The sequence below is a fragment of the Symplocastrum torsivum genome (genome assembly GCF_059505465.1).
Map to the genome: position 1 here is coordinate 96,355 of NZ_JCACKQ010000045.1, position 15,474 is coordinate 111,828.

A 15,474-nucleotide genomic window follows, 5' to 3' on the forward strand; every position below is an offset into this window, starting at 1 on the left:
AACAAAAATGAGTTCTTTAAAGCTTTCTGCTAAACGGCGTGCGCTGCTTGAGGTGTTGCTTCAAGAAAAAGGGGTAGATTCTTCGCCTATTGAACGGATTTCTCGCAGAAACAGTAGCGACCCTGTTCCACTATCCTTTGCTCAAGCAAGGCTGTGGTTTCTCGATGAGTTAATGTCAGGCAGCCCTTTGTTCAATATCTCTACTGCCCTTCGCCTGAAAGGGTCACTCAATGTGGCGGCGTTTGAGCAGAGTTTGAATGAAATCATCAAGCGTCACGAAGCCTTACGCACCAATGTTGTCAAAGTTGATGGGCAACCCTTTCAGGCGATCGCACCGACCTCGACCTTAACCTTACCCCTGGTGAACTTACAGGAATTCTCTGACGTTGCGCGAGAAGCTGAAGTCTTAAGGTTAGCTCGTGAGGAAGCAAAACGACCGTTTAATTTGGAATGCGATCGCTTATTACGAGCTACACTGCTACGGTTGAATGAAACCGAGTATATAGTCCTATTCACCATCCATCACCTCGTCTCTGATGACTGGTCAATCGGAATACTGATTCGAGAACTAACTGCGCTTTACGAAGCCTTCAACCACAACCATCCCTCACCCTTGCCAGAACTCCCAATCCAGTATGCAGACTTCGCTCTTTGGCAGCAGCAGTGGTTGCAGGGAGATGTACTCCAGAATCAACTCTCCTACTGGAAACAGCAATTGGGCGGTCATCTTCCCATCCTCCAGTTGCCGACAGATCACCCCCGACCCGCCGTTGCTACCTTCCGAGGTGCGAGTCAATCCTTTTCCTTGACTGCCGAACTCACTGAAGCACTCAAGGTACTGAGCCAAAAAGAAGATGCCACGCTCTTCATGATTCTGCTGGCAGCGTTCAAGACACTGCTATACCGCTACACGGGAAGCGAGGATGTTGTAGTGGGTTCGCCTATTGCCAACCGCAATCGAGCGGAAATAGAAGGGCTGATTGGTTGTTTTGTCAATACCCTAGTCCTGCGAACTGAGTTGTCTGGCAATCCCACGTTTCGAGCGCTGCTGCGTCGAGTGCGCGAGGTCACATTAGGAGCGTATGCCCACCAAGATTTGCCATTTGAGAAGCTCGTTGAGGAACTCCAACCAGAGCGAAACCTGAGCTACACGCCTCTGTTCCAGGTGATGTTTGTCATGCAAGACAACGTATCGATGTCTGCATTAGAGCTGTCGGATTTGACTTGGAGTCCCCTGACAAGCAACAAAGACACCACGGATTTTGATTTGACCCTGTATGTCACAGAAGTAAGAGGAGAACTGGTTGGAACGCTGGAATATAGTACTGACTTGTTCGATGCAGCTACCATTGCTCGGATGGCAGAGCATTTGCAAACGCTGCTCTCAGGGATTGTTGCCAATCCCGAACAGCGCCTGTTTGAGTTGCCCCTACTCACAGCAACAGAACAGCATCAGGTGCTGGTGGCGTGGAATGGTACCCAGACAAACTATCCGCAGGAGCGATGCATTCACGAGTTGTTTGAGGCTCAGGTGGAACACTCGCCCGATGCGATCGCGGTGGTATTTGAAGACGAGTACCTGAGCTACCGGGAACTGAATCAACGGGCAAATAGAGTGGCACACCACTTGCAAAAGTTGGGTGTCAAGCCAGAGGTACTTGTCGGCATCTGTGTAGAGCGTTCCCTAGAGATGGTGGTCGGGATTCTGGGAATTCTCAAAGCGGGTGGAGCTTATCTACCACTAGATCCAGCGTATCCGCAAGAGCGTCTGGCTTTCATGATGGAGGATGCTCAGATCTCGTTGTTGTTAACCCAAGAGCGGTTGAAGGAATGGCTCCCTGAAAACAAAACTCAGGTCGTTTGCTTGGATGCAGATTGGGAGGTAATTCACCGAGAGAGTTTGGAGAATCTTGTTAACAGCGCTACATCTGAGAATCTGGCTTATGTGATTTATACGTCAGGATCGACAGGACAACCCAAGGGGGTGATGATTCAACATCAGTCTTTAGTGAACTACACCCAGACCGCAAGTGTTGAATATTCAATCTCATCTAGCGAGCGCATCTTACAATTTGCATCGATTAGTTTTGATGCCGCAGCCGAAGAAATATTTCCCTGCCTAGCACAAGGCGCAACCCTAGTGCTGCGTACTGATTCCATGTTGAATTCAGTACCAGCATTTTTACAACAATGCCGTGAAAAGTCGATAACTGTATTGGACTTGCCGACAGCTTTCTGGCATCAACTCACTGTCGAATTATCTGAGAAACGGTTGCAGCTACCCGATCAACTGCGTTTGGTGATTATTGGTGGAGAACGGGCGCTTCCGGAGCGGCTAGCAATGTGGCAGAAGCAGGTGGGCAAACGAGTACAACTCGTGAATTCTTACGGTCCTACGGAAGCGACTATCGTGGCAACAATGAGCAATCTGTCGAAGATGGCAGAAGTGGACGCCAGATTGCGAGAAGTACCGATTGGGCGTGCTATTCCTAATGTTCAGGTTTACGTGCTAGACCCTTACCTGCAACCCACCCCGATTGGAGTACCAGGCGAACTTTACATTGGTGGTGCAGGGTTAGCACGCGGCTATCTAAATCGACCAGAATTAACTGCCGAGAAATTCATCAATATACCGCTTGCACAAATCCAGAAGACTCCTCCTAAAGCCCCCCCTTACCAAGGGGAGATTAAGGAGGGTAATTCCAATTCAGGCAAGAAGTCTAATTTAGAGAGTTCTGAGTTAGAAGAAAACTCTTATTCAAGACGCCTCTATAAAACCGGAGACTTAGCCCGATATCTGCCCAGTGGGGAGATTGAACTCATCGGACGCATTGACGACCAAGTGAAAATCCGAGGCTTTCGCATCGAGTTGGGTGAGATTGAGGCGGTACTGAGCCAACACCCAGGTATCAGAGAAACTGTCGTGGTAGTTCGGGAGGATGAACCAGGGAATAAACGCTTGATAGCCTATGTCGTTCTTCAACCAGAGCAGATACTAACGACTACAGAACTGCGCCGCTTCCTAGAGAAGAAGCTGCCTCAGTATATGCTGCCAACGGTTTTCGTGATGCTGGATGCTCTACCGCTCTTACCCAGCGGCAAAGTGGCTCGTCACGCACTACCTGACCCTGACACAGGCAAATCCGAGTTAGAAAAAACCTTTGTGCCGCCTCGTACTGCTGTCGAGAAAGTGCTAGCCAGCATCTGGAGCGATGTTCTGAGACGGGAGTTGGTCGGAGTAGAAGACAACTTCTTTGAGCTAGGTGGAGATTCTATCCTCAGCCTGCAAATTATTTCCAAAGCTAATCAGGCAGGTCTTAAGCTTGCCCCCAAGCACCTGTTTCAGTACCAGACAATTGCTGAGTTAGCTGAAGTGGCGGGTACAACCCAGACACCGCAGGCAGAACAGGGCTTAGTAACGGGTGTAGTGCCTCTCACTCCTATCCAACACTGGTTTTTTGAGCAGGATCTTCCAGAACCGCACCACTGGAACCAAGCCGTTTTGCTGGAATTGCGGCAAGCGCTGAACCCAGAGGTATTAGATAAGGCAGTGCAGCACCTGTTGGTACACCATGATGCACTCCGTTTGTGTTTTGAGCGGCAGGCATCCCATTGGCAACAAGTGAACGCTGGTTTTGTTAAATCCGTATCCTTAACACAGGTGGATTTGTCAGCGCTGTCGGAATCGGAGCAGGGAGCGGCAATTGAAGCGGCAGCAGCCCAATTGCAGGCTAGTTTAAATCTGTCTGAGGGTTCGTTAGTGCGGGTCGCTCTGTTTGACCTTGGAGCTAACAAACCGGGGCGTTTGCTACTCGTCATCCACCATCTGGCGGTCGATGGTGTCTCGTGGCGGATTTTGCTGGAGGATTTACAGACGGCTTACCAGCAACTCAGTCGTGGAGAAAGCGTTCATCTACCACCGAAGACGACCTCTTTCAAGGATTGGGCAGAGCGACTGACTCAATACGCGAAATCGGGAACGCTAGAGCAAGAGCTGAACTATTGGCTTACCGAATCCCACACGCAAGTCTCCCCGCTACCAGTAGACTATCTGGAGGGTGACAACACCGAGGCTTCAGCCCGCACCCTATCAGTGTCGCTCAGCGCAGAGGAAACCCAAGCTCTGCTACAAGACGTACCGCAAGCCTACAATACCCAAATTAACGACGTGCTACTGACTGCCTTGGTGCAAGTTTTTGCCCAGTGGACGGGTTCGCCGTCTCTGCTCGTTGATTTAGAGGGACATGGGCGAGAAGAACTATTCGAGGATGTGGATCTATCGCACACGGTAGGTTGGTTTACGACTGTATTCCCCATCCTGTTGAATCTGGAGGAGAGTTCTCATCCAGGGGAGGCATTGAAATCAGTTAAGGAACAGCTACGCTGCATTCCCAATCGAGGTATTGGCTACGGTTTGCTGCGCTATCTTAGCGATCGCACGGAAATTACCACGAAACTGCGCGAACGTCCCCAAGCTGAGATACTTTTCAACTACCTGGGTCAGGTTGATCGCGTTTTGTCAGGATCGCCTCTGTTTCTACTGGCAAACGAGTCTAGCGGAACTGCTCATAGCCTCAAGGGAAGTCGCGGCTATTTGTTAGAAGTGAACGGGCTGGTGGTGAAGAACCAACTGCAATTGCATTGGACGTACAGCGAGACTATTCATAAACGAGTCACCGTTGAGAGGCTGGCAGAGAGTTTTGTGGAAGCGTTGCGATCGCTTATCGCCCACTGTCAGTCTTCTGATGCAGGCGGCTTTACCCCTTCAGACTTCCCACTGGCACAGCTTGGACAAGACGAACTCGATGCAGTATTGGGCATGGTTGAGTTTGAAGGAGGAGCAATCCGATGAGTGTCAAAACTGTTGAAGACGCCTATCCTTTAACTTCTTTGCAACAGGGAATACTGTTCCACAGCCTTTATGCTCCATCATCTGGGGTGTATGTCGAACAAATGAGCTTTGACCTGTCTGGAACGTTGAACGTTTCGGCATTTACCCAAGCTTGGCAGCAAGTGATAGATCGGCATTCAATCTTACGAACTGCCTTTGTCTGGGAAAAGCTTAAGAAGCCACTGCAAGTAGTGGGTCGGCAGGTAAAACTCCCCTGGGAAGAGCACAACTGGCAGGGAATCAGCCCCATAGAGCAACAAGCACGGCTGAAGAATTTACTACGAGCAGAGCGAAAGCAAGGCTTTGAGCTGTCTAAGGCTCCGCTGATGCGCTTAACCCTAATCCAGCTAACAGAGGCTACCTATCACTTGATTTGGAGCCATCACCACTTACTGCTTGATGGCTGGTCTACTCAGTTAATCTTTAAGGAAGTCATTGCCTACTATGAAGCCTTTTGCCAAGGTCAGCAACTCTCCTTAGAACGCCCCCGTCCTTACCGCGACTACATCGCCTGGTTACAGCAGCAGGATTTGTCTCAGGCAGAAGCTTTTTGGCGGGAGAAGCTTAAGGGTTTTACAGCTCCAACACCCTTAAGCGTAGACCAGGTTTTTCGGACGTTGCCCGACCAGAAGGAAGACTACGAGGAGCAGGAAATTAGGCTATCAGCCAAAACAACAGCAGCATTACAGTCACTAGGACAGCAGCAACGTCTAACGCTGAATACCCTAGTGCAGGGAGCCTGGGCTTTGCTTTTAAGTCGCTATAGCGGTGAGGAAGACGTGGTATTTGGGGCGACCGTCTCTGGTCGTTCGTCTGCCCTAGCCAAAGTAGAGTCTATGGTGGGACTGTTTATTAATACCCTACCGATACGAGTGCAGGTCGCTTCTGAAGAGTCTCTTGTGACCTGGCTACAGCAACTCCAAGCCCAACAAACTGAGGCGCGTCAGTACGAATATAGTTCGCTCGTGGATATACAGGGATGGAGTGATGTCCCTAGGGATATGCCTTTGTTTGAGAGTATTGTAGTTTTTGAGAACTATCCCGTAGAGGCACACCATAGGGAGCGAGTTGCAGACCTAGAGATTGGTAATGTTCGTGCGTTTGAACAGACAAACTATCCCCTAACTGCGATCGCATTACCCGGTTCGGAGTTGGTGCTGAAGGTTTTGTACGATTGCCATCGGTTTGATAGTGCAACCATTACCCGAATGTTAGGTCACTTCCAAACCGTGCTGGAAAACATGGTTGCCAATCCAAAGCAGCGCCTTTGTGAGTTATCGCTGTTGACCGAAGCCGAACGGCATCAACTGCTAGAAGCGTGGAATGAGACTCAAGCTGAATATCCCCAAGATTCATGCCTTCACCAACTCTTTGAAGCGCAAGTCGAGCGAACCCCCAACGCCATTGCCGCAGTCTTTGAAGACCAGCAACTAACGTATCAAGAACTCAACGCGAGGGCGAATCAGCTAGCACACGACTTGCAAAAACTGGGCGTGGAGCCAGAAGTGCTGGTGGGAATTTGTGTGGAGCGATCGCTTGATATGATTATCGGCATCCTCGGCATTCTCAAAGCTGGCGGCGCTTACGTTCCCTTAGACCCTGCCTATCCTAAAGAGCGATTGGCTTTCATGTTGGAGGATGCTCAGGTTTCGGTGCTGCTGACTCAACAGCGCCTTTTAGAAATACTTCCCGAACACACAGCCAAAATCGTCTGCCTGGATGCTGACTGGGAAATAATACAAGCCAGCGATCGCAGCTTAATCCAAAATTCACCCCCCCAACCCCCCTTGCCAAGGGGGGAGTACAAGGAAAAGCTTTTATCCTTGAGGGACACAGGGGAGTCAACGGGGGGAGTCAAAAGCCTAAATTCTTCCAACTTGGCGTATGTAATTTATACCTCTGGTTCTACAGGAAAGCCCAAGGGCGTTCAAATTTCGCATCGTGCGCTTGTTAACTTCCTATGTTCCATGCGTCTTGCTCCGGGACTGAGTGAGCAAGATATACTCCTTGCTGTCACCACGCTATCTTTTGATATTGCTGGCTTAGAACTTTACTTACCCCTAATTGTCGGTGCCCGTGTGGTCATCGCTAGTCGGGAAGTAGCGGCTGATGGCATTCGGTTGTCAGAGTTGCTGACTCACTCCGGCGCTACGGTGATGCAAGCAACGCCTGCAACTTGGCGAATGCTGCTAGCGGCTGGATGGCAGGGTAACAAGCCGCTAAAAATACTTTGCGGGGGTGAGGCTTTATCACGGGAATTAGCGAATCAGTTGCTGACTCGCTGCGATTCTCTCTGGAACTTGTACGGGCCAACAGAGACGACCATCTGGTCTACCCTCTATCAGGTAAAGTCTGGAGATGGGGCGGTTCCCATTGGTCGTGCGATCGCAAACACTCAAGTTTACATACTAGACCACCGCTTGCAACCCACTCCTATGGGAGTTCCCGGCGAACTCTACATCGGTGGCGCAGGAGTAGCCCGTGGCTATCTCAATCGCCCCGAACTCACTGCCGAACGGTTTATATCCAATCCTTTTAGCAAGCAACCAGAGGCGCGACTTTATAAAACTGGAGACTTGGCGCGTTATCTCCCTAACGGAGACATCGAATACTTGGGGAGAATTGACTATCAGGTAAAAATTCGCGGCTTCCGAATTGAACTGGGAGAAATCGAAACTGCCTTGGCTCAATACCCAGGCGTGGAACAGGCAGTTGTTCTAGCCAGGGAGGATAGCCCCGGACTCCAGCGCCTAGTCGCCTACGTTGTCCTTAACGAGCAATCCCCCAATCCAAAATCCACCCCCCCCATCCCCTTAGTAAGGGGGGAGCAAAATCCAAAATTGAGTGAGTTGCGGGACTTCCTGAAAAAGCAGCTACCTGACTACATGGTTCCTTCTGCCTTTGTGCTGCTTTCTGCTCTACCACTGACACCCAACGGCAAACTAGATCGCCGCACCTTACCCGCACCAGACGCAACGACGCTGGCAGGAGAAACAGTCTTTGTTGCACCTCGAACTCCAGTTGAGGAAGTGCTGACAAACCTTTGGGCAGAAGTCTTCAATCTAGAACAAGTTGGCATCAACGATAATTTCTTTGAATTGGGAGGACATTCTCTACTAGCCACTCAGTTAATTTCCCGGATACGAGATACATTTCAGGCGGAGTTACCCTTGCGCTGCCTGTTTGAATCGCCAACTATAGCCGAACTAAGCGATCGCATTGAGGCAACCCGTCAAACTGAATCAGAACGACACGCGCTGCCCTTAGTACCCGTTTCGCGTTCTGAGGAGTTGCCCTTGTCCTTTGCTCAAGCACGGCTGTGGTTCCTCGATCGCATCGCTCCCGGTAACTGTGCTTACAATATTCCGGCTGCTGTGCGCCTGACTGGAGTGCTGAACGTGCAAGCATTACAGCAGAGCTTGAACGAAATTGTCCGCCGCCACGAAGCCTTACGCACTACCTTTGCGATGGGGAACGAGCAACCCATTCAGGTTATCGCACCCTACCTGACTCTACCGCTACCGATAGTAGATTTGCGTGAGTTACCGGAAGTCGAGCAACAGGCTAAAGTTCAGCAACTCGCCGTCAAGGAGGCTCAATGCCCGTTCGACTTGGAGCGAGATTCACTACTGCGAGCAACGCTGCTGCAATTAGGCGAAACCGAGCATATCGTACTCTTAACAATGCACCACATCGTTAGTGATGGTTGGTCAATGGGGGTACTCGTCGGGGAAGTAGCAGCACTCTACGAAGCATTTTCCTGCGGGAAACCCTCTCCCCTCCCAGAATTGCCCATTCAATATGCAGACTTTGCGGTTTGGCAGAGGCAATGGTTGCTCCAGAAAGCGCTAGATGCTCAACTAAGTTACTGGAAACAGCATTTAGCTGGTGCTCCCGCTACACTCAAGTTACCCACGGATCGATCGCGCCCAGCCGTTCAGACGTTTCGAGGTGTCACCACTCGCTTTGTAATCTCGAAAGACTTGAGTGATGCGATCGCTATCCTCAGTCGCCAGGAGGGAGTTACTCTATTCATGCTCCTGCTGGCTGCCTTTCAGACGCTGCTGTCCCGTTACACCAATCAGGACGATATCGTTGTTGGCACCGATGTCGCCAACCGCAACCGCAGCGAACTAGAACCACTCATTGGTTTCTTCGTCAACCTTCTCGTCTTGCGGACTGACTTATCAGGCAACCCCAGTTTCCGGGAGTTGCTGCGTCGGGTGCGCGAAGTCACGTTAGGAGCCTATGCCCACCAAGACATGCCCTTCGCGAAGTTAGTAGAGGCTCTAGGCGCAGAGCGGAATCTCAACTATACCCCTCTATTTCAGGTGTTGTTTGTCCTCCAAAATGCTCCAATGCCTAGTTTGGAACTTTCAAGGCTTACCCTTACTCCCATCGAGATTGAAACTGGAACGGCGAAGTTTGATTTAGCTCTGTTTATGGAAGAAACCGAGCAAGGACTTATTGGGACTTGGAATTACAGCACCGACCTGTTTGATGCGTCCACCATCACTCGTATGTCAGGTCAGTTTGAAACGCTATTAGGCAACATTGTTAAGCACCCCGATACTCCAATCAAGGCACTAGAAATGCTCTCTGAAACTGAAAAACAACAGCAAATTCTAGAACAAGAACAACGCAAAAAGGCTAAATTCAACAAATTCAAAAGCGTTAAACCCAAGGCGGTAAGTTTACCTCAAGGAGATTTGGTAAAAACTGATTACCTAACCCAAGGCGAAACTCTACCGTTAGTCGTCCAACCAACGGGTGAAGATATTGATTTTGTAGATTGGGCAAAAAGCCATCGGGAATTCATAGAAACCCAGTTACTTAAACACGGAGCGATTCTTTTCCGAGGCTTTAATATTAATTCAGCGACTGAGTTTGAAACTGTTGCTCAAGCTATTTGTCCAGAGTTATTCGGTGAGTATGGCGACTTACCACGAGAGGGCGTTGAGGGTAAAGTCTATGGCTCCACTCCATACCCAGCAGACAAAGCAATTTTGTTCCACAACGAAAGCTCCCACCTGCAACGTTTTCCTCTGAAAATTTGGTTTTTCTGCGTCCAACCCGCACAGCAAGGTGGAGAAACGCCAATTGTAGATTGCCGCAAGATGTATCAGCTTCTCGATCCAAAACTGCGAGAACAATTGGCTACCAAGCAACTCATGTATGTTCGCAACTACATCGAAGGGCTAGATGTAAGTTGGCAAGATTTCTTCAGAACCACGGATAAAGCAGTGGTTGAAGAGTATTGCTCTAAAGCTGGAATTGATTTTGAATGGCTTCCAGAAAATGGGTTAAGAACTCGTCAAATTCGACCCGCGATCACAAAACACCAAAAAACTGGCGAACTAGTCTTTTTCAATCAAATCCAGTTGCATCACCTATCTTTCTTAGACCCAGCCGTTCGAGATTCTTTGTTATCGCTATTTGGGGAAGAAAAGCTACCACGTAACGTTTGTTACGGTGATGGTTCTCCCCTAGAAGAGTCAGTTATCCAAGAAATTACTGAAATCTATCAGCGATCGCAAGTCAGTTTCCCTTGGCAAAAAGGAGACATCCTGATGTTAGATAATATGTTGACTGCACATGGTCGCAATCCTTATGTTGGCTCACGAAAAATCGTAGTAGCAATGGGAGAAATGATAAATCTTTAAACCTTTACATCTCAACTAGGATTTTGTAGTACTATTAAGTCAGTAATCTTTGACTTGTACTCTATTTCAAATCCTTTGTTGTCTTAATAACGAAACAAGAGAAGACACAAAGAGTTGGAGAAATCAATGACAGTTAAAATAATTGAGGGATTTCAACTTTCCCCTCAACAAAAACGACTATGGTCGTTACAGCAAGATAGTCTTGCTTATCAGATCCAAGGTGCTATCCTCATCGAAGGCAATCTCAATCGAGAAGTCCTAAAAGTAGCCCTGCAAAATGTAATCAATCGACATGAGATTTTGCGGACAACCTTTCGGCGCAAGCCAGGAATTAAAGCGCCTATTCAAGTTGTAGCGGATAGTAGTGTTCTCTCTTGCCGTGACATCAATCTAAGTAATTTAGGTTCCAAGCAACAAGAATCCAAAATCGAGGAAATCCTTCAGAAAGAAAGACAGCAAGCCTTCGATTTTGTTCAAAATCCTTTATTGCGTTTCTGCCTGCTGATACTGTCAGCCCAAAAATATATTTTGCTCATCAGCCTGCCTGTCATTTGTGCTGATAGTAAAACATTAAAAAATCTAGTTGAGGAGATTTGCCAGTCTTACATCGCTTCTCTTCAAGGGGAGACATTGCCTGATGAAGATGAAATTGTGCAATACGTCCAATTTTCTGAATGGCAGAATCAATTACTTGAAGATGAGGATGGATTAGCTGGTAAAAAGTACTGGGAGAAGCAAGATTTTTCTGGGCTGACACCGTTAACTTTGCCTTTTGAAAACAAACTCAGTGATATCCCAGCCAATTTTGAATTCAATTCTATTGAGTGTAAGCTTGAGCCTGATATTGCTGCCAAAATCGAAGCACTAACGCAGAAACACGAGACTTCGGTTTCTACAGTATTGCTAACGTGTTGGCAGATTCTGCTGTGGCGGCTGACAGGGCAGCAAAATATTATCATCGGTACTACATTCGATGGTCGCCCCTATGAAGAGTTAGAGCGATCGCTAGGATTATTCGCCAAGTATTTACCCTTAACTTGCTACTTCGAGACTCACTCCAAATTTAGTGAAATCTTAAGTCAAGTTAATCAATCGGTTCATGATGCTTACGAATGGCAAGAGTACTTTACAGATACCGAGCATGATACGGATATAGGATTTTTACCTTTTGGCTTTGAGTATGAAGAATGGTCATCTCAAGACTCGGAAGCTGCTGTGCATTTTTCACTGTACAAACACTACATCTGTCTCGACCGATTCAAAGTAAAACTTTCCTGCAATCGTTACGATGACTCAATAGTAGCTGCATTTCAATACGAGAAAAGTTATTTTTTAGAAGATGATATTAAACGTCTGGCAGAACGGTTTTATACCTTAGTAGAAAGCCTTGTCAGTAATCCAGAAGCGGCTGCGATTAAGCTAAATATTTTGAGCGATCGCGAACGACAGCAGCTATTAGTGGAGTTCAATCACACGGCTGTCGATTATCCAAAAAAAACCTGCATTCACAAACTATTTGAAGACCAAGCCGCGAGAACACCAGATAATATTGCCGTTGTCTTTGAAGAGCAAGCATTAACCTACCGCGAACTCAATACCCGTGCTAACAAACTAGCCCATTACCTACAGCAACTAGGTGTTAAGCCGGATATGTTAGTGGGGCTACTTGTAGAACGCTCAATTGACCTGATTATAGGACTGCTTGGCATTCTCAAAGCTGGGGGAGCATACCTTCCCCTAGACCCCACTTTGCCCCCTTCTGGCATTGCGCTTCGGTTGCAAGATGCTCAAGTGTCATTGCTCCTTAGCCAAACATCGTTAGTTAAAAGCAAAGAACTTCTGACGAACAACCAAGAACAAAGAACAATCATTTGTCTAGATACAGACTGGGAGAAAATAGATCGAGAATGCGATCGCAATCCGGCTAGCAACGTTAAACCAGAGAACTTAGCCTACGTCATCTACACCTCTGGTTCTACTGGTGTTCCCAAAGGCGTTGCGATCGAACACCAGCAACTCCTCAACTACCTGTACAGCATCCAGGAAATCCTCAATCTTCCCACAGGTGCCAGTTATGCGACAGTGTCCACCTTTGCTGCTGATTTGGGTAAAACGGTAATCTTTCCAGCCTTGTGCAGTGGTGGATGTTTGCATATACTATCTAGCGATCGCGCTTCCGATCCGCAAGCCTTAGCCGATTACTTCCAGCGCCATCCCATCGACTGCCTCAAGATTGTTCCGTCTCACCTGAAAGCCTTACTGACTTGTGAAAATCCCCAGCAAATTCTACCTCGCCAGCGACTAGTACTCGGAGGTGAAGCTTGTAGTTGGGACTTAATCAGACAGATTCAGCAGCTAGCACCAGAGTGCCAAATTCTCAACCACTACGGCCCAACCGAAGCCACTATCGGCGTTCTCACCTATCCAATAACCAACAATCCATCCGCTACATCTACCCCTCTTTTTAACGAGGAGGAATCAAAATCCGTTGCCAAATTCTCTGCTACAGTTCCCATTGGTCGTCCCATTGCCAACACTCAAATCTATCTGCTCGACTCTGAAGGGCAACCCGTCCCCATTGGCGTACCAGGAGAATTGCATATTGGTGGTGCAGGGTTAGCACGAGGCTATCTACATCGACCAGAACTGACTGCCGAGAAATTCGTCAATAATCCTTTTATTCCTGGAGAGCGGCTTTACAAAACCGGGGATTTAGCTCGTTACTTACCCGACGGAACTCTTGAATTTCTCAGACGAATTGACAACCAAGTCAAGATACACGGCTTTCGCATTGAGCTAGGAGAGATTGAAGCCGCATTGATGAAACACCCTGGCGTCAGTGAAACCGTCGTCATAGCGCAGGAAGATGAACCAGGCAACAAGCGCTTAGTTGGTTATGTAGTACCCAAACACAAATCGGCTCCAGCTAGCAGCGAGTTGCGAAGCTTCCTGCTAGAGTGGTTGCCAGAATATATGGTGCCGTCTTTCTTCGTGCAGCTCAAGGCTCTACCGTTGACACCCAATGGCAAAGTCAATCGCCAAATGCTGCCAGCACCGGATGCGTCTAGACCTGAGTTGAAAGACACCTATGTCGCACCGCGCACTCCTTTAGAGGAAAAACTGGCAAACCTCTGGGCGGAAGTCCTCAAGGCTGAGCAAGTTGGCATTCACGACAACTTCTTTGAATTAGGCGGCGATTCCATTATTAGTATTCAAATCGTTGCTAGAGCGCATCAAGATGGCATAGAACTTGCTCCCAAGCAGCTTTTTGAAAACCAGACCATTGCCGAACTCGCAGCCGTGGCTAGCCTGAATCAGGGTGTTATGGCAGAACAAGGGATGGTAACGGGTTCAGTACCTCTCACCCCAATTCAGCACTGGTTCTTTGAACAAAATCAGCCTGACTCCCACCACTGGAACCAAGCTGTTTTGCTGCAAGTGCGTCAAGTGATCGACCCAGCGCTATTGCAGAAGGTTTTACATGGATTGCTAGAACATCACGATGCGCTACGCCTGTGTTTTGTTAAGGCGGAATCGGGATGGAAACAGATTAATGCTGATTCCAACGGGATGGTGCCATTTCAATGCCTGGATTTATCGGCAGTATCACCAGAGCAGCATAAAGCGGCTATTGAGGAAGCAGCGACTGAACTCCAAACCAGCCTAAATCTGGCAGAAAAACCGCTGATGCGGGTTGCTCTGTTTGACTTGGGTGATTCTCAGCGCCTGCTCATTGTCATTCACCACTTAGTCATTGATGGTGTCTCCTGGCGAATTTTGCTGGAAGACCTCCAAACTGCTTACGAACAGCTAAGTCGAGGTGAAGCAATTGCACTACCATCCAAAACGACTTCGTTCAAGCATTGGGCGGAACGATTGAGAGAGTACGCGCAGTCAGAAGTTGTTCGGCAAGAGCAAGACTATTGGTTGGCTCAAGCTCAAAAATCAGTTCCCCGCTTGCCAGTGGACTATGCAGGAGGCGACAACACTGAATACTACTCAGATAAGGCTGACCTAACCCCCCCAGCCCTCCTCACTAAAGCTCCGGTTCCCTACGAGGGAATGGGGGAGTCGGACTCCCCTCTCCTTGTAGGAGAGGGGCTGGGGGAGAGGTCTCTCTTGCAAGATTGTGATAACACAGTGGCTTCAGAAAAAACGGTATCGATCGCTCTGAGTGTAGAAGAAACTCAAGCTCTACTCCAGGAAGTCCCAGCCGCCTATCGAACACAAATCAACGACATATTGCTAACGGCACTCGCACAATCATTTGCACGATGGACGGGTGAGCGATCGCTATTAGTTGAATTAGAGGGTCACGGACGAGAAGATATTTTCAACGATGTCAACCTATCGCGTACAGTCGGCTGGTTTACCACCCACTTCCCAGTGCTGTTGGATATTGGGGAAGCGTCTAACCCTGGAGAAGCGCTCAAGGCAGTTAAAGAGCAACTGCGCCGTATTCCGAATCGAGGCATTGGTTATGGCGTGCTACGCTATCTGAACGAAAACCGGGAATTGACGGAGCAACTGCAAGCGTTGCAGCAACCGGAAGTGAAATTCAACTATTTGGGGCAGTTTGACCAAGTTTTATCGGAATCCTCGCTGTTTGCACCTGCTGAAGAATCTTGCGGACAAGAACGCAGTCTGCGGGGAAGCCGAAATCGCTTGCTGGTGATTAATGGATTGATTGTTTCAGGTCAGCTTCGATTGGATTGGAGCTATAGCGAGAAGATTCATCACCGAAGCACGATTGAGAATCTAGCTGAGAGTTTTGTTGAAGCGTTGCGATCGCTTATTACTCACTGTCAGTCTCCCGAAGCTGGAGGGTACACACCCTCAGACTTTCCTCAAATGCAGTTTAGCCCGAAAGAGCTTGACGAACTCCTTGCAGAACTCTAGCCAATCAGTAGGTGACTATAA

3 protein-coding genes are annotated in these 15,474 nt (G+C 48.5%); all 3 read left to right on the plus strand.

Annotated features, from left to right (window positions below):
- The first annotated feature begins 7 nt into the window (after positions 1 to 7).
- The 3 genes from AC5JL3_RS14225 to AC5JL3_RS14235 all read left to right on the plus strand — a co-directional run bounded on the left by AC5JL3_RS14225 (position 8) and on the right by AC5JL3_RS14235 (position 15,453).
- Positions 8 to 4,852 carry an amino acid adenylation domain-containing protein gene (locus tag AC5JL3_RS14225; protein ID WP_496075094.1) on the plus strand — a complete coding sequence of 1,615 codons (4,845 nt, stop codon included), beginning with the start codon at positions 8 to 10 and terminating at the stop codon, positions 4,850 to 4,852.
- Entirely contained in the window at positions 4,849 to 10,554 is a 5,706-nt protein-coding gene (locus AC5JL3_RS14230) for an amino acid adenylation domain-containing protein (RefSeq protein ID WP_496075095.1), read from the plus strand. The genes AC5JL3_RS14225 and AC5JL3_RS14230 overlap by 4 nt, the downstream gene beginning before the upstream one ends.
- Positions 10,555 to 10,680: 126 nt before the next feature.
- Positions 10,681 to 15,453 carry an amino acid adenylation domain-containing protein gene (locus tag AC5JL3_RS14235; protein ID WP_496075096.1) on the plus strand — a complete coding sequence of 1,591 codons (4,773 nt, stop codon included), beginning with the start codon at positions 10,681 to 10,683 and terminating at the stop codon, positions 15,451 to 15,453.
- The last annotated feature ends 21 nt before the right edge of the window (positions 15,454 to 15,474 follow it).